General features: G+C 34.3%; 21 protein-coding genes, 2 pseudogenes and 2 other annotated features. Of the genes and pseudogenes, 19 read left to right on the forward strand and 4 right to left on the reverse strand.

Translation table 11 applies throughout. The annotated features are described in order from the left end of the window. Nucleotides 1-27: 27 nt before the first annotated feature. Entirely contained in the window at nucleotides 28-981 is a 954-nt protein-coding gene (locus ACU8YW_RS09615) for a D-alanyl-D-alanine carboxypeptidase family protein (RefSeq protein ID WP_098856694.1), read from the forward strand. 245 nt (nucleotides 982-1,226) lie between these two features. Next, nucleotides 1,227-1,829, forward strand: coding sequence for a nitroreductase family protein (locus ACU8YW_RS09620; RefSeq protein WP_170968397.1), 603 nt, complete (start codon nucleotides 1,227-1,229; stop codon nucleotides 1,827-1,829). A gap of 41 nt (nucleotides 1,830-1,870) precedes the next feature. Here the strand turns inward: ACU8YW_RS09620 and ACU8YW_RS09625 are convergent, their stop codons facing one another. Further along, nucleotides 1,871-2,041, reverse strand: a complete 171-nt coding sequence (locus tag ACU8YW_RS09625; protein ID WP_048543210.1) for a hypothetical protein — start codon at nucleotides 2,039-2,041, stop codon at nucleotides 1,871-1,873. Between the two features lie 698 nt (nucleotides 2,042-2,739). Here ACU8YW_RS09625 and entFM point away from each other — a divergent pair. Continuing rightward, the gene (entFM, locus tag ACU8YW_RS09630) at nucleotides 2,740-4,020 is read left to right on the forward strand and encodes an enterotoxin EntFM (RefSeq protein WP_046955009.1); all 1,281 of its coding nucleotides are present in this window, start codon (nucleotides 2,740-2,742) and stop codon (nucleotides 4,018-4,020) included. A gap of 99 nt (nucleotides 4,021-4,119) precedes the next feature. On the opposite strand, the gene ACU8YW_RS09635 is transcribed toward entFM, so the two are convergent. Then, complete coding sequence (locus tag ACU8YW_RS09635; RefSeq protein ID WP_060490040.1) at nucleotides 4,120-4,884, reverse strand: alpha/beta fold hydrolase; 765 nt, start codon at nucleotides 4,882-4,884, stop codon at nucleotides 4,120-4,122. Nucleotides 4,885-5,124: 240 nt separating this feature from the next. On the opposite strand from ACU8YW_RS09635, the gene ACU8YW_RS09640 reads away from it, so the two are divergent. The 3 genes from ACU8YW_RS09640 to hitS all read left to right on the forward strand — a co-directional run bounded on the left by ACU8YW_RS09640 (nucleotide 5,125) and on the right by hitS (nucleotide 8,721). Further along, nucleotides 5,125-6,885: an ABC transporter ATP-binding protein gene (locus ACU8YW_RS09640; RefSeq protein ID WP_088608620.1), complete on the forward strand. Its 1,761-nt coding sequence runs from the start codon at nucleotides 5,125-5,127 to the stop codon at nucleotides 6,883-6,885. A gap of 88 nt (nucleotides 6,886-6,973) precedes the next feature. Then, nucleotides 6,974-7,651, forward strand: coding sequence for a response regulator transcription factor (gene hitR / locus ACU8YW_RS09645; protein WP_217993520.1), 678 nt, complete (start codon nucleotides 6,974-6,976; stop codon nucleotides 7,649-7,651). Then, on the forward strand, nucleotides 7,648-8,721 hold the full coding sequence (gene hitS, locus ACU8YW_RS09650) for an envelope stress sensor histidine kinase HitS (protein ID WP_446894058.1): 1,074 nt from the start codon (nucleotides 7,648-7,650) through the stop codon (nucleotides 8,719-8,721). Before hitR ends, hitS begins: the two co-directional genes overlap by 4 nt. Nucleotides 8,722-8,744: 23 nt before the next feature. On the opposite strand, the gene ACU8YW_RS09655 is transcribed toward hitS, so the two are convergent. After that, a complete protein-coding gene (locus ACU8YW_RS09655) occupies nucleotides 8,745-9,332 on the reverse strand; it encodes a DUF3139 domain-containing protein (protein ID WP_426933749.1) in 588 nt (195 codons plus the stop codon). A gap of 196 nt (nucleotides 9,333-9,528) precedes the next feature. Between ACU8YW_RS09655 and ACU8YW_RS09660 the strand changes: the two genes are divergently transcribed. From ACU8YW_RS09660 to ACU8YW_RS09675, 4 genes and pseudogenes are all read left to right on the forward strand, one after another. Further along, the gene (locus ACU8YW_RS09660; RefSeq protein WP_142343625.1) at nucleotides 9,529-10,248 is read left to right on the forward strand and encodes a 3-ketoacyl-ACP reductase; all 720 of its coding nucleotides are present in this window, start codon (nucleotides 9,529-9,531) and stop codon (nucleotides 10,246-10,248) included. A gap of 140 nt (nucleotides 10,249-10,388) precedes the next feature. Then, nucleotides 10,389-11,060, forward strand: coding sequence for an O-methyltransferase (locus ACU8YW_RS09665; protein ID WP_106382826.1), 672 nt, complete (start codon nucleotides 10,389-10,391; stop codon nucleotides 11,058-11,060). A gap of 131 nt (nucleotides 11,061-11,191) precedes the next feature. After that, nucleotides 11,192-12,062: pseudogene (locus tag ACU8YW_RS09670) on the forward strand (aminoglycoside 6-adenylyltransferase). A 117-nt stretch (nucleotides 12,063-12,179) separates the two neighbouring features. Further along, nucleotides 12,180-13,007, forward strand: a complete 828-nt coding sequence (locus ACU8YW_RS09675) for a peptidoglycan-N-acetylglucosamine deacetylase (protein WP_426933747.1) — start codon at nucleotides 12,180-12,182, stop codon at nucleotides 13,005-13,007. An 88-nt stretch (nucleotides 13,008-13,095) separates the two neighbouring features. Here the strand turns inward: ACU8YW_RS09675 and ACU8YW_RS09680 are convergent, their stop codons facing one another. Next, nucleotides 13,096-13,704, reverse strand: a complete 609-nt coding sequence (locus ACU8YW_RS09680) for an NUDIX hydrolase (protein ID WP_088608617.1) — start codon at nucleotides 13,702-13,704, stop codon at nucleotides 13,096-13,098. Nucleotides 13,705-13,785: 81 nt separating this feature from the next. Here ACU8YW_RS09680 and ACU8YW_RS09685 point away from each other — a divergent pair, with 81 nt between their 5' ends. The 9 genes and pseudogenes from ACU8YW_RS09685 (at nucleotide 13,786) to ACU8YW_RS09725 (ending at nucleotide 24,207) form a co-directional block, all read left to right on the forward strand. Next, entirely contained in the window at nucleotides 13,786-14,424 is a 639-nt protein-coding gene (locus ACU8YW_RS09685) for a pyridoxamine 5'-phosphate oxidase family protein (protein WP_088608616.1), read from the forward strand. Between the two features lie 233 nt (nucleotides 14,425-14,657). After that, nucleotides 14,658-14,889: a binding site (T-box leader), on the forward strand. 115 nt (nucleotides 14,890-15,004) lie between these two features. Continuing rightward, nucleotides 15,005-15,236, forward strand: a binding site (T-box leader). Between the two features lie 150 nt (nucleotides 15,237-15,386). Further along, nucleotides 15,387-16,682, forward strand: a complete 1,296-nt coding sequence (locus ACU8YW_RS09690) for a homoserine dehydrogenase (RefSeq protein ID WP_087982880.1) — start codon at nucleotides 15,387-15,389, stop codon at nucleotides 16,680-16,682. Beyond that, entirely contained in the window at nucleotides 16,675-17,733 is a 1,059-nt protein-coding gene (thrC, locus tag ACU8YW_RS09695; protein ID WP_426933746.1) for a threonine synthase, read from the forward strand. Before ACU8YW_RS09690 ends, thrC begins: the two co-directional genes overlap by 8 nt. Beyond that, the gene (thrB, locus tag ACU8YW_RS09700) at nucleotides 17,730-18,623 is read left to right on the forward strand and encodes a homoserine kinase (protein WP_088063077.1); all 894 of its coding nucleotides are present in this window, start codon (nucleotides 17,730-17,732) and stop codon (nucleotides 18,621-18,623) included. Before thrC ends, thrB begins: the two co-directional genes overlap by 4 nt. Before the next feature lie 112 nt (nucleotides 18,624-18,735). Further along, nucleotides 18,736-18,945 carry a DUF6366 family protein gene (locus ACU8YW_RS09705; RefSeq protein ID WP_088063078.1) on the forward strand — a complete coding sequence of 70 codons (210 nt, stop codon included), beginning with the start codon at nucleotides 18,736-18,738 and terminating at the stop codon, nucleotides 18,943-18,945. 213 nt (nucleotides 18,946-19,158) lie between these two features. Beyond that, nucleotides 19,159-21,462 (forward strand): glycoside hydrolase, encoded by a 2,304-nt coding sequence (locus ACU8YW_RS09710; protein ID WP_426933745.1) that lies wholly within the window; start codon nucleotides 19,159-19,161, stop codon nucleotides 21,460-21,462. A 283-nt stretch (nucleotides 21,463-21,745) separates the two neighbouring features. Then, entirely contained in the window at nucleotides 21,746-22,747 is a 1,002-nt protein-coding gene (locus ACU8YW_RS09715) for an LCP family protein (protein ID WP_000093639.1), read from the forward strand. Nucleotides 22,748-22,829: 82 nt separating this feature from the next. Beyond that, nucleotides 22,830-23,285: pseudogene (locus ACU8YW_RS09720) on the forward strand (sensor histidine kinase); the annotation flags it as partial. Between the two features lie 100 nt (nucleotides 23,286-23,385). Beyond that, nucleotides 23,386-24,207, forward strand: coding sequence for a peptidoglycan-N-acetylglucosamine deacetylase (locus ACU8YW_RS09725; RefSeq protein ID WP_088608996.1), 822 nt, complete (start codon nucleotides 23,386-23,388; stop codon nucleotides 24,205-24,207). Nucleotides 24,208-24,220 lie beyond the last annotated feature (13 nt).

Below are 24,220 nucleotides of genomic sequence, written 5' to 3' on the forward strand. Positions count from 1 at the left end.
TAAAAGGTTTGCTAAAGGAGTTTTGAAATGAAGCGGTTAAAATGGGGAAGGCTGACGATCCTAGTAGTCATTATTTTAGGGATATGTTGGTTCTTATTCCAAGGAACTCAAAAGAGTGCAACAAATATAGAGGGACAACCTTTACAGGTGGCAGAACTACCTAAAACAGGATTAGCTGAAAAAGTAGTGCCACCAAAGTACATACCACCGAAAATTGATGCAAAAGCAGCTATGATTATTGATGCGAGTAATGGAGAAGTTATTTATCAACATAATGAAAAAGAAGCTTTTGCGCCAGCAAGCATGTCTAAGATGATGACAGCGTATCTTCTATTAGAAAATGTACATAATGGGAAAGTTCGCTGGGAAGATCCGGTGAAAATGAGTACGAAAGCGGCACAAACAGAGGGTGCGAGAATCCCAGTCCAAGTGAATGACACATTGACTGTTAAAGATTTGTACCATGCATTAATGATTGAATCGGCAAATAATTCGGCTGTGGCTTTAGCAGAACATATGGCTAAGGCGGAGAAAGATTTCGTTCAGCTTATGAATGCAAAAGCGAAGGAGTTAAAAATGTCGGATTATGCTAAATTCGCAAATGCATCAGGACTACAAGAACCTGATGGAAGTGAGACGAAGATGACGGCTGCTGATGTAGCAAACTTGGCGTATCATCTAATAAAAGACTATCCAGAAATATTAGAAGTGACTCATTTACGTCAAAGTCAGTTAGCATTTAATAATATTAATGTTATAAGTACAAATGATATGTTAAACAAAAATAATAAAGCTTTATATATAGAAGGAATAGACGGATTAAAAACAGGATTTACAGATAGCGCGGGGTATTGTTTTACGGGTACAGCAAAACAAGGTGATACTCGTATTATTACTGTTGTAATGGGAACGAAAGGTAAAACGCAACGTTTTACAGAGACGAACAAGCTAATGTCTTATGCTTTTGGCTTAGTTAATTAAGTGAAATACTGAGTTGGATCATCATATAAGCAAGGCAATTTGTTGTTACTTATTATCGGTAACAATAAATTGCCTTTTTATTGTTAGTATTAGGAAGTAAAAAGGTAAAAAATGTGAGTGTTATTATTTGAGTTTATTATTGTTTGTTGATAGTATAAAGTTAGAAGCTTATTAATGATAAGTTTTAAGAGGCGGAACATGATGTATACATATGAAAAAGCCTCAAATGAAAATTGGAGGGAATTATGATGGCAAAAGATTTTTACACAGCAATTGAAGACAGAAGATCTATTTACGCGATTAGTAAAGAGCAAGTAGTTTCTGATGAAAAAATTCAAGAAGTGATTTATCATGCTGTAAAACATACACCTTCAGCTTTTAACTCTCAGAGCGCCCGCGTTGTCGTCTTGCTAGGAGAACAACATGATAAGTTATGGGATATTACGAAAGAAACGTTACGAAAAATTGTACCTGAAAATAACTTTGCATCTACTGAAGAAAAAATGAATGCATTTAAAAGTGGTTATGGAACGGTTTTATACTTTGAAGACAGTCAAGTAGTGGAAGAACTGCAAGAAAACTTTGCATTATACAAAGAGAATTTCCCAACGTGGTCACAGCAATCCTCAGGAATGTTACAATTTGCAATTTGGACAGCTTTAGAAATTGAAGGATTTGGTGCTACATTGCAGCATTACAATCCATTAATTGATGAAGAAGTGAGAAAAGAATGGGAAGTTCCAGAAAGCTGGAAACTTACTGCGCAAATGCCGTTTGGTAAACCGGTGGTACCTGCAGGTGAAAAAGAATACCAACCTTTAGAAAATCGTGTGAAAATTTATAAATAATGCGAGATAAAAGGTGAACAGGGATACAACCTGTTCACCTTTTATAAGTAATAAGGATTTTTTTGATAGGAATTTTTCATCTGATCTTTTAATTCGTTTTTACGTGTTTCAATAGTTGATATTTTTTGTAAGGTAATAATTGAAACGAATTGAAAAAAAGCAGAGTACAATTCTATATTTTTATTTATAGGATCATCTATTATGTTTTTCATAAATATACCTCCTTTTTTAATCCCATTATTTGCGGGCAATAAGACTTCCATCTCAAAATTCAATGTACCGCCCTGTAAAAGTTCCATAGGTTTCAGTGTAGGGTAAATAAAATTTGTATTGGTTAAAATGCCGCTGTATATATGATAATATAAATATCCTATAAATTCCATAGTTAGTGAAAAGTGGGTAGTGGGTGTGTATTTTCGCCAAATTAGAACAGGATTTTTGAAGTTAAATCTTACAAATCGTCAAATCTTTTAAAAGCGATAGCTAGTATCAAAAATAGTTTTCTAAAAATATTATACTATTGATAAAAAAAGTATTTTTTGTCATGATAAGAGTATGCTTCATGGAAGGAACTTTACTAGGAAATACATTCTTTGCATTGGATTAGATGAATAGAGTTTTTCAAAGTGGATAGAAAATGTATATTCAGATAATGAATGAAATGTCGAATTTTCAATGAAATACATAAGAGAATTGAAAAAAGCATTGCAAAAACAATAAGTTTAATGGTAAAGTTCACATGAAGTTCACACGGAATTCACTTCATTCATTTAAAATGAACTCTGTGTGAAAAATAAAACTCTTGTTAAAAAATGGAACTTAATGAATATTTTACTTTGATAATATTGTAATGTATTAAGTTTATAAGTTTTTTTAAGAGGATAGTAGGGAAAGGAAGTAAAGACAACTTATGAAAAAAGTAATTGCAGGTTTAGCAGCAGCTTCTGTAGTAGGTGTTGCAGTTCCAGGTATGGATTCTGCTCAGGCACAAGTTTCAAATGAAGCGCTAAAAGAAATTAATGGACAAACTCAAACTCAAACGACTGTAACTGAAACAAAAAAGGTAGAAACAACTTCTGAATTAAAATACACGGTAACAGCTGATGTATTAAATGTACGTTCAGGTGCTGGTACAGGACATAACGTTATTTCTAAAGTGAAATCAGGTCAAGTACTACAAGTAATTGGACAAGAAAACGGTTGGTTCAAAGTAACTGTAAACGGTCAAACTGGTTATGTAAGTGGTGACTTCGTAACGACTGGTGGTAAAACAGGAACTACTGTTCAACAAGGAACTGGTACTTACACAGTAAACGTTTCTTCACTTAACGTACGTACAGGCCCAAGTGCATCTCATACAGTATTAGGCTCTGTAAATAAAGGTAAAACAGTACAAGTTGTAGGTGAAGTACAAGATTGGTTTAAAATCAACTTCAATGGTGGAACTGGATACGTAAGCAAAGACTTCGTAACAAAAGGTGGTTCTGCTGTATCTAACGAAACAAAACAACCAACTACAAACAACAATACTACTACAGTTCAAACTGGTGGTTCTTATGTTGTTAACACTGGTGCTTTAAAAGTACGTACAGGCCCAGCTACATACAACGCTGTAATCGGTGGCGTAACACAAGGTAAAGTATTAAACGTTACTGGCGCTGAAAATGGTTGGTACAAAATTAACCATAACGGCCGTACAGGTTACGTAAGTGCAGACTTCGTTAAGTTTGTAAAAGGCGGAGTAAACAACGTTACAAATAACAATAACGTTACAAATAACGTTCAACAACCAGGTAAAGACGTACAAAAACCAACAACAGGTGGAGATACATCTTCAATCGCTGGATTCGCTAGATCATTAAATGGTTCACCATACAGAACTGCTGGTACAACACCTGCTGGTTTTGACTGCAGTGGATTCATTCACTACGTATTAAATCAAACTGGTCATAAAGGCGCTCGTCAAACAGTTGCTGGATACTGGAGCTCTAAAACAAAAACTAGCAATCCACAACCAGGTGATTTAGTATACTTCCAAAATACTTATAAATCAGGTCCTTCTCACATGGGTGTTTACTTAGGAAACGGTCAGTTCATTAGTGCAGAAACTGATGCAACTGGTGTACGTATTAGTTCTGTAAGTAACTCTTACTGGAGCAAGCACATGTTAGGTTACACAAAAGCATACTAAGAAAAAGTAGTTTTATATACTTTTCGTATAGAGAAAAGGCTTTCCAGGGAAACTTGGGAAGCCTTTTTATAGTTGAATAAATTGGGAATGTAGTAGTTTTTACTGTAACTTCCCATTTAAAAATCGAGCGTATAGGTCATGAAAGTAGTTCGGACGGAATAAGTTTGCTGCATGTCCTGCTAACGGTATTTCTTTATATAAAACGTTAGGAAGAATGGACTTTAAATCAAAAAGACAAGATTTATAGAGATGATCATGTTCACCCATTACCCATAATATAGGGTGGGGAAGTGATTTTAATTTAGATTTTAAATCGAATTCTAAACGATGCCGTAATGATTGGGAAATAATTGATGAATGTAATTGCAATCCGAAACGGTAATAAATATTTCTTGAAATGACTGCGAACGGATTTGCCTTTAGTATGCCACTTGGAAAAATGGTATTTGCATATTGAGAGAGCCATTTAGAGTATTCGTCTCCGCGCTTCTCCCAAAATTTTTGAAATACGTTATATAAAAGGGATGGATTATTATAATGTCCACCAATATGACAAATGCTTAATACTTTTTCTGGGTGCATTTGTGCAAAAATTGTAGAGATATAACAGCCATAACTTAGAGCGCAAATATGAGCTTTTGTAATACCTTCTTTTTCATATAATTTCAATAGTTGATCTACGAGGCGCTGTAATGAAAATTCGATAGCTTCTCCTTTATCGTCGCCGTGACCTAATAAGTCATAAGTAATAATGTTGTAAGAGGCGGAAAATCGCTTATGCTCTTTTTTGAAGGCACGACGATTGCCGACTAATCCATGAATAAAAATGATTGTTTCCTTTTCGGAATGTATATTTGTTTGCAAAAAGGATACTCCTTTCAATAACGGGAGATTTATACAGTATTGTAAATTAGTTATCTATAATTCACATAGAATAATATTAAGTACCAGGTAATAATATCAGATGTTTATATCTGTTGTAAAGATGCGTTTGTATGTATATTTTGTAAAAACAGAAAAAGTGTGTTTACATTCAGTTTACATTTGTATTGTATTCTACTTTTAGAAAGAACAGTTTGGTTGAACACGAGGAGATGAACAAAAATGGAAGTTAGAAATGAGATGGAGAAAAAAGGGAGATGGAGGCAGTTTTTACGCCTTATTCAAGATACAAATCCTCCAAAGGGGATTCTTGCTTTTGCGTTATTAATGAGTTTACTTTCTACTGGAGCAAGTTTATTTATACCGATGTTAACGAAGGGCTTAGTAGATAATTTTTCACTTTCGTCAATTAGTACAGGACAAATTGTTGGGCTAATTGCATTCTTTATTATGCAAACTATAGCCGCGGGATTGTCTATATATTTACTAAATTATATAGGACAGAAGATTGTAGCTGGACTGAGAGAACGTTTGTGGAAAAAGGTGCTTATTTTACCGGTAACTTATTATGATCAAAATAGAACAGGCGATACAATTAGCCGTATGACAAATGATACAGGAGTTGTGAAAACGTTAATTTCTGAGCATTTGTCAAATTTATTAACAGGCGGTATTTCAATTGTTGGATCATTAATTGTACTATTTGTTTTAGATTGGAAAATGACACTTTTACTTTTAACGGTTATTCCGTTATCAGTACTCATCTTAGTTCCACTTGGACGAAAAATGTATAAGATTTCAAAAGCACTTCAAGATGAAACGGCTTCTTTTACTAGTGTATTAACACAAGTATTATCAGAAATTCGTTTAGTGAAATCTTCGAACACAGAAAAAAAGGAATATGAAACTGGAAATAAAGGTATTGAAAAGCTATTACAATTTGGCTTGAAAGAGGGAAAAGTGCAAGCGTTAATTTCACCAGTTATGTCGTTTGTTTTAATGGCATTACTTGTTATTATCGTAGGGTATGGTGGAATGCGAGTTTCTAGCGGTGCATTAACAACAGGAGAACTAGTAGCATTTATTTTATATTTAGTTCAAATTATAATGCCGATGAGTCAATTATCTATGTTCTTTACACAATTCCAAAAGGCAATTGGTGCAACGGAAAGAATTAATACAATTTTAGAATATGAAGTAGAAGATCATGAAACTGGTGTGAAAGTCACAAATGCTAAGCAGCCAATCGTTCTTGAAAATGTACATTTTGAGTATAACGAAGAAGAGAAAGTTTTAAAGAATATTGATTTCACAATTGAATCAGGAAAAGTAACAGCGATTGTAGGACCAAGTGGTAGCGGGAAAACGACGTTATTCTCACTATTAGAACGTTTTTACGAGCCAACTAGCGGTGCCATTAAATTAGGAAAAGACTCAATTACGAGTTATTCATTGCAATCATGGCGACGTCAAATTGGTTACGTTTCACAAGATAGTCCGTTAATTGATGGGACAATTCGTGATAATATTTGCTACGGTGTTGAGGGTGAAGTAACAGATGAAGAAATTGAAAAAGTAGCAGCGATGGCATATGTTGATGCATTTATTCATGATTTGCCAAACGGATATGCAACAGAAGTTGGAGAGCGTGGTGTGAAGCTTTCTGGAGGGCAAAGACAGCGAATTGCAATTGCTCGAGCGTTACTTCGAAATCCACAAATTCTTATGTTAGATGAAGCAACTTCCAGTCTAGATAGTAAATCAGAGTCTGTCGTTCAGAAAGCGTTAAATAACTTAATGAAAGGCAGAACAACATTAGTTATTGCACATAGACTTTCTACTGTTGTGGATGCAGATAAAATTATCTTTATAGAAAAAGGGAATCTTACAGGAAGCGGTACACATGATGAATTATTACAGACACATGATATGTATCGTGAATTTGCAACGCAACAATTGAAAATTAAAGAGGGCGTATTATAAAATGAATCATTAGTGGGGTTTTTACTCCACTAATGATTCATTTTTAAAAGTTTTATAAAGGATGCGAATTAGAAAGGAAATGGTTTCTTTGATACCTAACATTTTAATAGTGGACGATGATCCGCACATTAGGGAACTTGTTTCTGTATTTTTAGAACGAGAAGGTTTTCAAACATATGAGGCAATTGATGGACTAGATGCACTTCAGAAAATAGACGAAGTAAAAGTTGATATGGTTGTTCTTGATATCATGATGCCAAATATGGATGGATTTGATGTATGTTTTGAATTAAGGAAGTACTATGATATTCCGATTTTGATGCTAACTGCTAAAGGGGAAACGTCTCAAAAAGTAAAAGGATTTCACCTTGGCACGGATGATTATCTTGTAAAACCATTTGATCCTATAGAACTAGTAGTGAGAGTTAAGGCGTTATTGAAACGTTACCAAATTACAGTGTCGCAATCGATTCAAATTGGGAATGTACTGTTAAATCGTAAAACATTTGAAGTTACAGCCGGAGAACAAACAGTCACATTACCGCTAAAAGAATTCGAATTGCTCTTTACTTTAGGTTCTAAAGCAGGAAGAACTTGTGCGAGAGAGCAGTTAATTGAAGATGTATGGGGATATGATTTTGAAGGGAATGAACGTACACTAGACGTTCATATTAATCGACTACGTGAGAAGTTTCAAGAAGAGAAGTCGAAGTTTAGTATTAAAACGATAAGAGGATTAGGGTATCGCTTAGAGGTAAGTAAATGAGGAAAAGAAAACGAATGAGTAAGTTGAAGATGTTGAAAGTAACGGGAGCGGTATTAGCGCTTTTTTCTTTTCTCACTATAATTTGGTCTATCGCATTTTATGTAGCAACTAGTATATTGAATGCTTTTGAAGTAAACGTATCGTCGTTTGTGGCCTTTCTAATTAGTGATATGGTCGGTTTTGTATTTATTGTTCTTATCTGGACATTGATTGGGATATTAATGAGACCAAAACGAGAGGCAATGATTTGGACTATTATTGAACCGATACAAAAAATTGCAAAAGGAGACTTCTCCGTAAAAATACGAAATGAAGAAAAGTATGATGGAGAAATTGGTGTACTCGTAAAAAGTATAAATGATATGACAGATGAACTGAATGCGATGGAGAAAATGCGCCAGGAATTTGTATCGAATGTTTCTCATGAAATACAGTCACCATTAACATCTATAAAAGGATATGCTAGAGCGCTACAAGATAACAATCTTTCCGAGGAAAAACGAAAGCATTATCTTACCATTATTGAAACGGAAACGACGAGATTATCTAAACTAAGCCAAAATTTACTGAAACTAACTCTTTTAGAGTCGGAAGAGTATACACCAGAAAGAGTGACTTATCGATTAGATCAACAGTTAAAGCAAACTGTGTTAAATAGTGAACCGCTCTGGGCTGAAAAAGAAATTGAATTAGACCTTGATTTAGAAAAAGTGTATATAATTGCGGATCAAGAAAGTATGAGTCAAGTGTGGATTAATTTAATTCATAATAGTATTAAATTTACGCCAAGTCGTGGCACAATTACAATTCAGTTAAAAGAATATGAGAAATTCGTAGAAATACGTATCCATGATTCGGGAATTGGTATATCTGAAAAACAAAAACAACATATTTTTGAACGGTTTTATAAAGCGGATTCTTCACGAAATCGTACTTATGGAGGAAGTGGCTTAGGCTTGGCCATTGTAAAAAAGGTACTTGACCTTCATCAAGGAGAAATAAAAGTCGAGAGTGAGGAAGGGAATGGAACAGAATTTATTGTGTGTATTCCGAATTATGAAGAGAAATAGTGTTAGGAGGATATCTTCTAACACTATTTTTCTTTAAAAATACATTCCCCGTTACTGCAACTATATTGATAAGCTGTTCCTTGGCCATTCATACGGTATGAATAATCTGATTCTTTATCTTTCTTAAAGTCAACATATGCTTCTGCACCGTTTGTATCATCATCGATATCAATGAATTGAACATAGCGTATAGAATAATCTTTCTTTTCGCTTAAACCTCTTTCTTGCAAGTTAGTATGGATACCGTCTACTAACTCGTCAAACAATGACCAGTTTAAATTAAGATTTTTAAATGACTCAGTATGTCTTCCTAAAATGCCGTTGTCTTGTATTATTTTCTTATTATTATCGTATGTATAAGAGTATGTAAAATAAGGTTCGTCTTTATATACTACCTCTGCATAATAGCCGATATTATAAATGGGAGTATATTTTCCGGTTATGCTTTGTATTTCTTTTTGCTTATAGCCTTGTATATTATAGAGATAGTCGCTAGTATCTTTTTCTATTACTTTATAATGTAGTGGATTACCAAATATAAAGTACATAGCCAAAAATATGATACATAGTCCGACTGCAGTTAGTGACAAGAACCATTTTTTTCTTTTCATACACATACACTCTCCTATGCTGGATTTATTTTTATTTTACATGAATTATGGCAAAAACATGAGACTTATCAATAAAAACTTTCCGTAGTTACCTATAAGTAACCTACGCACATGAAAGTGCATCATTGCCTTTTTACATAAACACAGATACAATTTTAATATAATACATAACTGAGATGATTAAGGAGTGTTATACTTGGCAGAATTATTACAAGGTAAAAATGCTTTAATTACAGGAGCAGGTAGAGGAATTGGTCGCGCTGTAGCAATCGCATTAGCGAAAGAGGGCGTAAATGTAGGTCTTTTAGCTCGTTCAGAAGAAAACTTGAAAGCTGTAGCGAAAGAAGTAGAAGCAGAAGGCGTAAAAGCTGTTATTACGACTGCTGATGTATCTTCATATGAAGAGGTAACGACTGCAATTGAAACGTTAAAAAATGGTTTAGGGTCTATCGATATTTTAATTAATAACGCTGGTATTTCTAAGTTCGGTAAGTTTTTAGAATTAGACGTTGCTGATTGGGAAAAAATCATTCAAGTAAACTTAATGGGTGTATACTATGCAACTCGTGCAGCTTTACCAAGTATGATTGAACAACAATCTGGTGATATTATTAACATTTCATCTACAGCAGGACAAAAAGGTGCACCTGTAACAAGTGCATACAGTGCTTCTAAATTTGGTGTTCTTGGCTTAACAGAATCGTTAGCGATGGAAGTTCGCAAACATAATATTCGTGTAACAGCTTTAACCCCAAGTACAGTAGCAACTGATATGGCTGTAGATTTAGGGTTAACTGATGGAAACCCAGATAAAGTAATGCAAGCAGAAGATATTGCAGAGTTTATCGTAGCGCAGCTGAAATTAAATAAACGTACATTTATTAAATCAGCAGGACTTTGGTCTACTAATCCGTAAGGGATAATTTCATAAACAAAAGAAGGGATATTTATTCTGTAATGGAGTAGATGTCCCTTCTTTATTTTTGTTTATAAGGCAGAATTTTCTGTATAATAATATGTGAATAGTAGAAATATATTGAAAGGGATGGTATTTACATGAGTACGATTGAGAAATGGACGGCTGTTGATCAATATGTGAGTGATGTATTAATACCGAAAGATTCTACATTAGAAGAAGTACTTCAAGCAAACGCTGCAGCTAATTTACCAGCACATGATGTATCGCCAACGCAAGGGAAGTTTTTGCAACTATTAGTACAAATTCAAGGAGCTCGAAACATTTTGGAAATTGGTACTCTAGGCGGATATAGCACGATATGGCTTGCAAGGGGATTGCCATCTGGAGGCAGAGTTGTTACATTGGAGGCAAGTGAAAAGCATGCTGAAATTGCACGTAGCAATATTGAGCGTGCCAATTTGAATGATAGAATTGAAGTGCGAACAGGATTAGCTTTAGATTCTTTACAGCAAATCGAAAATGAGAAGTATGAACCATTTGATTTTATTTTTATAGACGCTGATAAACAAAATAACCCTACTTATTTTGAATGGGCACTGAAACTATCACGCCCTGGTACTATAATTATTGGTGATAACGTAGTACGTGAAGGAGAAGTTATTGACAATACGAGTAACGATCCTCGCGTACAAGGGATACGTCGCTTCTATGAATTAATAGCTGCAGAGCCACGTGTAAGTGCTACTGCGCTTCAAACTGTCGGAAGTAAAGGATACGATGGGTTTGTAATGGTAGTCGTAAAAGAATGACGGAAGGTGGTAAAAAGATGAAAAAGATGTTTCAAAAATTATAACATGTATCGTGTACAACACAGCTAGCTCGTGGACCTCCAACATACTTGGAAATATAAGTTTATATAAAAATTGGAGGTTAGGAATAGATGAGAACTGAAAAAGAAATGTTAGACTTAATTATTAGTACAGCAAAAGAGGATGGAAGAATTCGAGCTGTCATCATGAATGGGTCACGTGTAAATCAACATGTGAAAAAAGATTGTTTTCAAGACTATGATATTATGTATGTTGTAAATGATATACAATCTTTTACGTCTAATCATAATTGGATTCATAGATTTGGCGAAATAATGATTGTACAAATGCCGGAAGAAATGTCATTAGTTCCCAGATGAAGACGGGAAATTTCCGTATTTAATGCAGTTTATGGATGGAAACCGAATTGATTTAACGCTCGTTCCCTTTGATTTGATAAATAAGTTCATTGGACAAGATAGTTTAAGTGAACTGCTTCTGGATAAAGATAATTGTATTGACGAATTTCCACCAGCAAGCGATAGGGATTACTTAATAAAAAAGCCTACAGAAAAAGAGTTTTTAGATTGCTGTAATGAATTTTGGTGGTGTAGTACGAATGTGGCAAAAGGACTATGGAGAGAAGAACTTTCTTATGCGAAAGGAATACTTGATGGCCCGGTGCGGGATATGTTCATCGTAATGTTAGAATGGCATATTGGTATGAAAACAGACTTTACAGTTAATGCAGGAAAGTTTGGAAAGCTTTTCGAGCAATACATTGAAAAAGATATGTGGGAGCAATTTAAAAGGACCTATTCGAATGCTGAATATGTAGACATTTGGGAGTCGTTTTTTGTAATGGGCGATTTATTTAGAAAAGTTGCGAACGAAATTGGTAACACATATGGGTATCAATACCCGCAAGGTGATGATGACAGAGTGACAAGCTATTTAAAACATGTAAAAGCTTTGCCGAAAGATAGTGCATCGATTTATTAATTGTATATAGCAGTAAGACTGTCCTAATTATGGACAGTCTTATTTTTGTTCATGAATAATAATTTCTCTAACAAAGTGCAGATGAATCACATATGAAATTTTAGGGAGGTTTTTATTATGTATTATTTTTATTCGTCAGAAATGTTTGCCCCATATGAATGGGGACTAGAACGAGATGTTTCGTACGCCTATATGCCATATCACTCATTTTATTATGGAGACTATATGAGTTCATTGCCATACACATATATCCCTCAAAAATATACAGTACAAATGAAAGCATATGAGCGTGGATCGTGGACGCCATTTTCGTGGGTCGAAAAATATGCGTACGCATTTTCAGGGCCGTACAATAAAGCGGAAGTCGCTCTTACATTTGATGATGGACCAGATTTAGAATTTACGCCGAAAATTTTAGATAAGTTAAAACAACATAATGTGAAGGCGACTTTCTTCTTGCTTGGTGAAAATGCAGAAAAGTTTCCGAATGTAGTAAAACGTATTGCGAATGAAGGGCATGTAATTGGCAATCATACGTATAGCCATCCAAATTTAGCGAAAGTAAATGATGCTGAGTACCGTAATCAAATTATGAAAACCGAAGAAATATTAAATCGTTTAGCTGGTTATGCACCGAAATTTATTCGTCCGCCATACGGTGAAATACTTGAAAATCAATTGAAGTGGGCAACAGAGCAAAATTTTATGATTGTACAATGGAGTGTTGATACGGTTGATTGGAAAGGAGTAAGCGCTGATACGATTATAAATAATGTGTTAGGGAATTCATTTCCTGGCAGTGTTATACTTCAGCATTCAACACCAGGTGGGCATTTGCAAGGATCTGTAGAGGCACTAGACAAAATTATTCCGCAGTTAAAAACGAAAGGGGCACGCTTTGTAACGCTGCCAAGTATGTTCCAAACATCGAAAGAGAGAAAATAAACTGGAATTTAAATCAGTCGGGTATTGTCAATCATCCACTATAAAGAATAGGACTCCCAAGTACTTTAAAATGGGAGTCCTATTTTATTTATAAACTATTATTTTCTAGTAAGTTTTTTCCTTTTTCTATAACAAATTCATAGTATGCAAGATCATATGGATAAATATCTTCAAATGTTATTGTTATCGGTGTATTGCTTAAAACAGAAATAGCCGTAAAAGATGAAATCTCTCTTTTTAATAGTTGTAGAAAAGAAGTTGCATGTATTTTCATCACATCGTCTACTTCTTCACCTGGTGCAAATGAAAGTGTATTGATGACATTGTGAAAATACATATGACAAAATTCACGATCAGTAAGATTTGAAATTTCATAATCTATTTTAAAGATACCTTTGTATGCTAAATCAGTAGTTTGAAAGGAAAGTCCTAATTCTTCTTCAATTTCACGAAGACCGCCAATTTGTACTTCTTCATCATGCATAATATGTCCAGCTGAAGTAATATCCCATATACTCGGTGCTTCTTTTTTATTTTTAGAGCGTAATTGAAAATATAAAAACATATCTTCAGCATCTTTTTCTACAAACCAACAATGAAATGTTTCATGCCAATCACCGTCACGATGCACTTCATCACGTAATTTCTTCCCAAGTATATTTCTTTCAGTATCAAATATTGTTAACCACTCTGTCATTTAAATTCCCCTTTCTGCAAATTTTATTATACAATATCTGTATTGAATTTTGGGAGAATAAAGAAAAAGGGGTAGGTATAAGTGGGGATAGAGAATAAGGAAATAAAATCGATTATTTCAACAGAGGAAGAGTTACGAAAAATATTGGGGCGACCAAGTGAGCGAGCTTTGAAAAAAGTTATTTCATCATTAGACCATCATTGCATAGATTTTCTGTCTAAATCTCCTTTTCTAGTATTATCTACTGCAAATAAATTAGGAGAGTGTGATGCTTCGCCGAGAGGAGACGCACCTGGATTTGTATACGTATTAAATAATAATAAAATTATTATTCCAGAAAGACCAGGCAACCGTCGTATAGACTCCATTTTGAATATTATTTCAAATCCGCACGTAGGGTTACTCTTTTTGATCCCTGGTCTTGGGGAGACACTCCGAATAAACGGCCGAGCATTCATTACAAACGATGAAGAAATTTTGCAAGAAATGCAGGCAAATGGACGCAATCCGTTACTTGGAATTGTTGTTGAAATAGAGGAATGCTATATTCATTGCGCAAAAGCTTTTATTCGTTCTAAGATGTGGGATTCAGAATTTTGGTTAAATAAAAAAGAATTACCTTCAGCAGCAAAAATGTTGCTGGAGCATGCGAAAGTGAATGCTTCAGAAGAAGATGTTGCACGTTCTTTAGAAGAAAGTTATACGAAAAGATTGTATTAAAAAACTTTATTAATATATCTTTGTAAGGTGAATATGTACACATTTTAGAATGGGATATTTATATATGAACTGTTGATTTACAAAATGGAGAAATAGCAAAATAGGTAAATCGAGCGGCAATTGTAAAATGTTATTGTGAAATATAATAAAAAAAGATTTTGAAAATAGTTAGTAAAAATAGGCTTGCTTTTTAAAAAGTTGATAACTATAATAAGTTAACAAATAGACATGAACGAAAAGTAATGATAAGGACATGAAATCATTTTTACGGTTTACAGAGAGGGAAGCCAAGGGTGTGAGCTTCCTAACACGAGAAATGGTTTTACCACCTTTGAACTTCAATAGTGAACGAGTAATCTAGTAATTATTGACGGAATCAGCCGTTATCTGAACTTGAGCAATCTAGAAGGAAATAAGTCTGGATTGGAACAAGGGTGGAACCACGAAAACACATTCGTCCCTTTCCTAGGGATGAGTGTGTTTTTTTATTGAATTAGGGATTGAAAATTAAAAATAATTAAAAAATAGTATTGATTTTGTTGTTTATACGAGTATAATGAGTTAACAAATAAACATGAACGAAAAAGTAACGATAAGGACACGGAATCATTTTTACGGTTTACAGAGAGGGAAGCCAAGGGTGTGAGCTTCCTAACACGAGAAATGATTTTACCACCTTTGAACTTCAATAGTGAACGAGTAATCTAGTAATTATTGACGGAATCAGCCGTTATCTGAACTTGAGCAATCTAGAAGGAGTTAAGTCTGGATTGGAACAAGGGTGGAACCACGAAAACACATTCGTCCCTTTCCTAGGGATGAGTGTGTTTTTTACTTTGAAAGGAGGTGCAGTAAAATGAAACGATTTGTACGTACGGAAATAACCACCACCTGCATGATTAAAAAGCAGAGCAAGGTGATTGATAGAGATAAAAAATAAAATTGTAGGAGGAGATTAGAAAATGAATAACGTTATTAATGTTGGGGTGTTAGGCTTAGGTACGGTCGGAAGTGGTGTTGTCCATATTTTGAAAGAACATTATAAAAAAATTACACTTGATACAGGGTATGAAGTGAAGGTAAAGACAGTCGTTGTACGTGACTTAGAAAAAGAACGTGATGTTTGCATTGATGGAATCGTAGTAACAAGTCATGTCGATGAAGTTCTAAATGATCCAAATATTGATATTGTAGTAGAGGTAATGGGCGGAATTGAAGAAGCAAAGCAACATATTGTTAAGGCTTTACGAAATAAAAAACATGTCGTAACAGCAAATAAAGATTTAATGGCTGTATACGGTGCAGAGCTTCTCCAAGTGGCGAACGATAATGATTGTGATTTATGTTATGAAGCAAGTGTAGCGGGCGGTATTCCGGTGTTAAGAGGATTAACAGACGGATTAGCTTCAGATCAAATTGAAAAAATAATGGGAATTGTAAATGGAACAACAAATTACATGTTAACAAAGATGAGTCAAAATGGATGGTCGTATGAAGAGGCTTTACAGGAAGCACAAAAATTAGGTTTCGCAGAATCGGATCCAACAGCGGATGTAGATGGGTTAGATGCGGCGAGAAAGGTAGCCATTCTTGCAAACTTAGGTTTTTCGATGAATGTTTCTTTAGATGATGTGCAAGTAAGAGGGATTCGAAAGGTCGAAAAAGAAGATTTACAAATGGCTGAAAAGTTAGGATTTACTATGAAATTAATTGGTAAAGCAGAGAAACAAGGGTCAGCCATTCATTTAAGTGTAGAACCGACTCTTTTACCAAGTCATCATCCATTATCGAATGTAAATAATGAATTTAATGCAGTATATGTTCATGGTCAAGCAGTAGGAGAAGTAATGTTTTACGGACCTGGAGCTGGGAAGTTACCAACTGGTTCTGCTGTAGTAAGTGATATTATTTCAATCGTTAAAAATATGAATCAAGTTCAGAAAAATAAAAGCGCATTAAAAGAACCAGAACCGTATGAATTACAGGGGGATGAAGAAGTCGTTTCGAAATATTTCTTACGTATTTCATTACGAGATGAACCTGGGATGTTGCAAAAAATAACAGAATGTTTCGTTAATTATTCTGTAAGTTTAAAAGAAGTTATTCAATTACCTTTAAATCGTGAACTTGCAGAAGTCGTTGTTGTGACACATCAAACTTCAAAGTATCAATTTGAACGAGTTCTAGGAGCGATAGAAAGTGTCGCAAGTGAAATAAACAGTTATTACATTATTGAGGAGGAAAAACAATATGTATAAAGGATTATTAAAACAGTATGCTTCTTATTTACCGGTGAATGAAAATACACCTGATGTTAGCTTAATGGAAGGAAATACACCTCTTATTCCGCTATTAAATATATCAAAACAATTAGGGATTCAGTTATACGGTAAGTACGAAGGTGCGAATCCGACAGGTTCTTTTAAAGATCGTGGTATGGTAATGGCTGTTGCGAAGGCGAAAGAAGAAGGTTCGGAGGCAATTATTTGTGCATCAACAGGTAATACTTCGGCATCAGCCGCAGCATACGCGGCACGCCTTGGAATGAAATGTATAATCGTAATCCCGGAAGGAAAGATTGCACATGGAAAATTAGCGCAAGCAGTCGCTTACGGAGCTGAAATCATTTCAATAGAAGGAAATTTTGATGATGCACTTAAGGCTGTAAGAAATATTGCTGCGGAAGAGCCGATTACATTAGTAAACTCAGTGAATCCTTATCGAATTGAAGGGCAAAAGACAGCAGCATTTGAAATTTGTGACCAGTTGCAAAGTGCACCAGATGTTTTAGCGATTCCTGTTGGGAATGCCGGAAATATTACAGCATACTGGAAAGGTTTCTGTGAATATGAGAAAGAAAAAGGCTATAAGAAGCCAAGAATTCACGGATTTGAAGCGGAAGGAGCAGCTGCTATTGTAAAAGGACATGTCATTGAAGAACCTGAAACAATTGCAACAGCGATTCGTATCGGTAACCCCGCAAGTTGGTCATATGCAGTAGAGGCTGCTGAACAGTCTCAAGGTGAAATAGATATGGTATCAGATGAAGAAATTTTACATGCGTATAGATTATTAGCAAAAACGGAAGGGGTTTTCGCTGAGCCAGGATCAAATGCTTCATTAGCAGGTGTAATTAAACATGTTCAATCTGGAAAAATCAAAAAAGGAGAGACAGTTGTTGCAGTTTTAACTGGAAACGGTTTGAAAGATCCTGATATCGCAATTTCTTCTAATACATTAGATATTGCAAGTGTTTCAAATAATATAGAACAAATTAAAGAACATATTAAAGGGGTGATTATGTCGTGATACCATTAAGTATTCGTGTTCCTGCTAGTACAGCGAATGTTGGACCTGGATTTGATTCAGTAGGAATAGCTTTGTCATTATATTTAGATGTGGTGGTAAAAGAAAAAGCTGATAGATGGCAAGTAATCCATTCCTTTGAAGAATTAATTCCGACAGATGATAAAAATTTAATCGTTAGCACGGCATGTAAAGTATGTCCTTCTTTATCACCTCATATAATAGAAGTTACTAGTAATATCCCGCTTACAAGAGGACTAGGAAGTAGTGCATCAGCAATTGTAGCAGGGATAGAGCTTGCGAATCAACTTGGCAATTTAAACTTAACGACTGATCAAAAAGTTCAAATTGCAACAAATTTTGAAGGGCATCCAGATAATGTTGCGGCTTCTATATTAGGAGGAACTGTAATCGGAGCACTTGATGGAAAGAATGTTTCGGTTGTAAGAATTGAAAGTAAGGAATTAGGTGTAATTTCTCTTATTCCAAATGAAGAGTTAAATACAGAGGAAAGCCGATCTGTATTACCAGATGTGTTTCCGTTTCATGAAGCAGTTAAGGCTAGTGCAATCAGCAACGTATTAGTAGCTGCGTTTTGTCAAAAGAAGTGGGAAGTTGTAGGTGAAATGATGGAAAGAGATCATTTTCACGAGCCGTATCGTTTAGAACTCGTACCGCTATTACCCTCAATTCGTAAATGTGCAAAAGAGTTTGGAGCATACGGCACAGCGCTTAGTGGTGCAGGTCCATCCATTTTTATATTAACGCCATATGATAAGCGTCAAGAAATTGCTGAGCAATTAGCGAGAGTATTTACGTCTATGAAAGTGTGTGTGCTAGAAATCGATCATAGAGGAATTACTGTAAATAAAGAAGAACATATAGAACTATAAAAAAGCTAGCATTGCTAGCTTTTTTTGTTGTAAATATCTTTTCAGTTGGCATATAAAAGAAAAGTAATAATGTATAATTTAGTAAAGCGTGTATTAATTTGGAGGTGATCGTATGAAAAAAGAGTCACCAGAAGAAAACAGAGAACGTATAAGGCAAAGTGAATTGAAAAATAATCCTACCGGTTCTTTAAATGATGGATTCAACAGAGCTGAATCAGGTAGTCCAGTTGATATGACGGGTGGTATGAATTGGAAAGGTACAGCGCTAGTAATTTTAGTGCTAGTTTTAGGGTATATTATATACACTTATTTTTTTAGTTGAAAAATAAGTGTTAAGGCTTCGAATTATTTGCTTTTATATTTAGTGGGGATGAAAAAACACGGTTATTGTACTACATATACTTTAAGCAGATTATAGTTGTTCATACACACTTATTTATAATACTCAAAATAGAGCTAGCGTTATGCTAGTTCTATTTTTTTGCCACATTCCTGTAACAAAGCCCCTGTATATTCAGTGGTGGAGGTGCAGAAGATGAAAAAAATGATAGCAATATGTCTTCTTACAACGATGTCATTTTCGACTTTAGTCGGGTGTGATGTAAAAGGTAACAAGGCTGTACAAGATTCTAAAGTAAAGAAAGCGACGTATAAAGAGTTTACTTACGATGTAAATCCAGAGACTTTCATGTTAACTGTAGAACATGATGGTGTAAAGGAACAGGCGTCACAGCCGTTACCGAAAATGAAGGTGTCGAATGTAAAAAAAGACAAGGATCGAACATCTTGGGAATATCCAGATCAAAAAGTAAAAGTGAATCTAGAAAAGAAAAAAGATCACTTAAATATTGAAGTGGAATCGACTGGTGCAGAAAGCTTTACGTGGCCGAAAGTACAAGCTGAAAATTATACACTTCCGTTATGGGAAGGTAAGCAAATTCCGAGTAATGATGAAAATTGGAAGAAGTTTTTAAAGGATGATGCATATTCATTTGCTGAATCATTTTCTATGAAGTTTTTTGCGTTAAATGGTTCGAAATATTCAATTGTATTTATTGCGAACAATATGTTTAATAATGAATTGAAATTTCATTCGGATCCGAAAATAGGATTTGATTTTATACATGAATTCCCGAGTATAAATAAAAATAAAGCATATGGATTTCAATTATATGTGACAAATAATGATGCAGTCAGTATTGCTAAACTGTATAAGGATAATATTGCTCAAAAAGGTGAATTTAAAACATTACAAGAAAAGGCTAGAAAAAATAAAGAGATTGAAAAACTTTATGGTGCTGCTCATTTTTATTTTTGGAATCAAAATGGTTTGTCTGACAGTAACGTAAATTGGCCTAAAATAAGAGAGCAAATAAATAGCCCTGTATTTAGTCATATAAAAGGGCTTATTCAAAAGAATAGTTCGGAGCTTGGAGAACTGAGTGTGTTTGAGCAAGTAAGTAAACAAGATTTCATTGATAAGTACCAAAAAAATGTTATTTTACGTTATGTAAATGAAGTATTATCAATGAAGGAATTGTATAAAGATGATATTTTTCAAAAGGTTGATCAGAACGCTAGTGAGTTATTAAACAAAGGGATAGACCATTTATCGAAGATGGAGTTATATAACTTAAATAAGCATGTATTAAAGTCAGCGCTCGGTGATGCGGTTGAAGAAGTAAGTAAATGGGGTAAGGCAGATGGAACGGATATTATAAAGGAAATGAAAGAATCAGGAATAGACAATGCATGGATTGGGCTACCGAACTGGGAACAAGGGTATATGCAGCCTGATTTCGTGACAGAAGCTAAGAAAATGGGATATTTAGTTGGTCCGTATGATTCTTATCATTCTATTCACGAAAAAGCTGATAAAAATTGGAATACAGCTTCTTTTCAGGATCCATCGTTATATGAAGAGGGAACTGTGACGAAGAAAAATGGAGAAAAAGTGCAAGGCTTTTTAGGTAGAGGGCGAAAGTTAAATCCAACTTTATCTCTTCCTAGTGTAAAAGAGCGAATGAACGATATTTTACAAAATGGACCTAAATATAATTCATGGTTTATTGATTGTGATGCAACAGGTGAAATTTATGATGACTATTCAGCCAAACATATAACGACACAAGAACAAGATTTAAAAGCAAGATTGCAACGAATGGATTATATTGCGCAAGAAAAAGGTATGGTAGTTGGCTCAGAAGGCGGAAATGACTTTGCAAGTAGCACGATTGCATTTGCTCACGGTATTGAAACACCGGTTATTAAATGGGACGATGAAGATATGAGGAAAAATAAAACAAGTCCGTATTATGTGGGCGGATATTGGTCACCGAATCAAAATGTTCCAGAAAAATATGCAAAACAAGTACTGTTAAAAGAAGAATATAAACAAGTGTATTTAAACCCTGTATATTCAGTACCATTATATAAATTAGTATACAATGATTCTGTAATTACAACGCACCACTGGGAATGGGGAAGTTTGAAAGTAAAAGATGAGGTAGGGAACCGTATGCTATACGAATTATTGTATAATGTTCCTCCGTTGTACCATTTAGATGAAGTAGAGTGGAATAAGCATAAACAAGAAATTACGCAGCACCTGAAAGTTTGGAATGACGTTCATGAAAAGGCAGTAAAAGAAGAAATGACGAACTTTGTATATTTGTCAGAAGATAAATTAGTTCAATCTGCTTCTTATGGAAAAGATATTAAAATTATTGTGAATTTCTCGAATGAAGATATAGAAATAGAAAAGACGAAACTAAAAGCAAAATCCGCTTTCATTAATAATCATGGGAAGAAAACAATGTATACACCGCTTGAGAGATAATATGAAATGTATTGTTGCATTACTAATTTTTTAGGTGAAAATTGAAGGATTCGAAACGAATAAATTTATAAATCTATAATTTCGAATGTTGAGAAGTGCTAAATATTTGAAGTTGGAAAATAGTGACTTGCCAAAAATAAGCACGAGAGTATAATGTGAGATGGAATACATATTGGATTCATCATGTAACCTTACAAAAATGTAAGGTGTTTGAAAGGAAATTCAATATGAAGAATACTAGACATACATTATACTAGGGAAAGAGAAAGAGAGGCGAATGAAGATGAGCTCTGAATTAGAACAAAATACGAGAAGCAATAAAAAACGTTCTAAAAGAAGGTCAATAAAATGGTTCATTTTAATTCCATTTTTCCTACTTATTTTTGGAGGAGTAGGATATGGATCATTAATATATAATAAAGCAAAAGCTGTTGTAAGTGATGCGTATGCACAAATTGATAAATCATCAAAACGTGATAAAGAAGTTGAGCCTTTAAAGGATAACATCTCTATTTTAATTATGGGTGTAGATGGTAGTGAAATGCGAAAAAGTCAATATGGTGAAGCTGTTCGCACAGATGCACTTTTATTAGCAACAATTAATAAAGATGATAAATCAGTTAAATTAGTAAGTATTCCGCGTGATTCACGTGTATATATTCCATCTAGAAAGAAATTAGATAAAATTACACACGCACACGTATTTGGTGGTGTTGAAAGTACACGAGATACGGTGGAAAGATTTTTAAATGTTCCTGTTGATTATTATGTGAAGTTTAACTTTGAATCATTCGTACAAATTGTCGATTCACTTGGTGGTATTGATATTGATGTACCTGTTACTTTCACAGAGCAAGATAGTAAAGACCAAGCGGGTATGATTCATTTAGAAAAAGGCTTCCAACATTTAAATGGAGAACAAGCACTTGCACTTGCAAGAACGCGTAAAATTGATAGTGACGCAATGCGTGGACAAAGACAACAACTTGTAATAGAAGCAATTGCAAAAAAAGCGATGTCTGTGCAATCAATTAGCAAAATGGGCTCTTTACTTGATGCGGTTGATAAAAATATGAAAACGAACTTAACTTTCGATGATATGCTTGCGATTACAAAAAATATGGCAGGATCTAATTTAGAAATGGAAAAAATGCAAATAGAAGGTACGGATAAACGTATCGGAGGTATTTATTATTACATTCCAAACGAAAAAAATGTAAAAGATATTTCGAAAAAATTAAATGAGCATTTAGGTGTAACACCAAAACCAGTTCGAAATGAATAATAAAAAAAGATTGGCCTTTGCCAATCTTTTTTATTGAGATGGATTTGTAACTTTTCTGTAACGATTTTTTATTTTAGAAAACTTATACTTAAATCATTTCAATTTATATAAACAAAAGGTGCAATTATACGATATACTAGAGGAGACGATTTGGCAATTAACTCCTAATGCTGAAGAGAAGCAAATGCAATTCATCAAAACTATAGAACGAATTGAATTGATAGGAGATCGAAATAGGCTAAAGCAAGTTTTCTTGAATATTGTTCAAAATGCCATTAAATATTCACATAAAAATGGTAAAGTATATATTGAAGCGACTAAAAAAGAAGGACAAGCAGTGATAAAGGTGAAAGACGAAGGGATTGGAATTGCTACAGAGCATTTACCATATATAGAACAGTCATTTTACTAGATTAATAACCGTGCTACAGGTGTTTTAGCTATCGTTAAAAAATGGTGGAGCTTCATGGAGGTACACTTAGTTATTATAAGTAAAGAAGGAAAAGGAACAACCATTTTGATAAAACTCCCATTATAATACATATAAAGTCTGTTTATATAGTGTAATAAAATAAATAGATGTATAATTATATTGGGTGATTTATATATAAGATTAATAGGGAGAGGAATTCGATAGAATGGAAAAAGCTTTTAAAGTTAAACGAGTAGTAGTCGGCTTAATAGCGATTGCAGCAGTAGCTATTGGGTATTTCATGTTTCAATCCATTACTTCACCAGCAAAGGCTGTTGCAAAACAAGAAAACGTAGTACAGCTTGCAAGTGAACAACCGAAAGTAGAAATGAATAAAACGGCACCAAGTCGTTTTAATGGAAAAGAAAGAAAAGTTGCTTACCTTACATTTGATGATGGCCCAGGGAAATATACGGCTGAATTGTTAAATACGTTAAAACAGCATGATGCGAAGGCGACGTTCTTTTTAATTGGAGCGAATGTAAAAGGATTTCCGGATTTAGTGAAACGTGAAAATGCAGAGGGTCATTATGTAGGTATGCATAGTATGACACATAATTTTGCAAAGTTATATAAAAATGGCGAGTATGTAAATGAAATGAAAGAAGATCAAAGCTTAATCGCAAATATTATTGGAAAATCACCTAAATTAACACGTCCACCATACGGTTCGATGCCTGGATTAAATGAAGGTCTTCGAAATAAAGTAGTAGAGGGCGGTTTTAAAGTATGGGATTGGACAATTGATTCATTAGATTGGAGATATAACAAAATGCAAGTTGATGCAGCGGCAGCACAAATTGCTCAAAATGTAATAACAAATGCAACAAAACCACAGGAAGTTATTTTAATGCATGACATTCACCCACAATCAGTTGCTGCTGTGCCAGCAATTTTAAAAGGGTTAAAAGAAAAGGGTTATGAGTTTGAAGCTTATCATGAAGAGAGTCACTTCCCAGTGAATTTCTGGCATGATAACCGTATGTAATGGAGGAATGAAC

Source organism: Bacillus pretiosus (genome assembly GCF_052947655.1).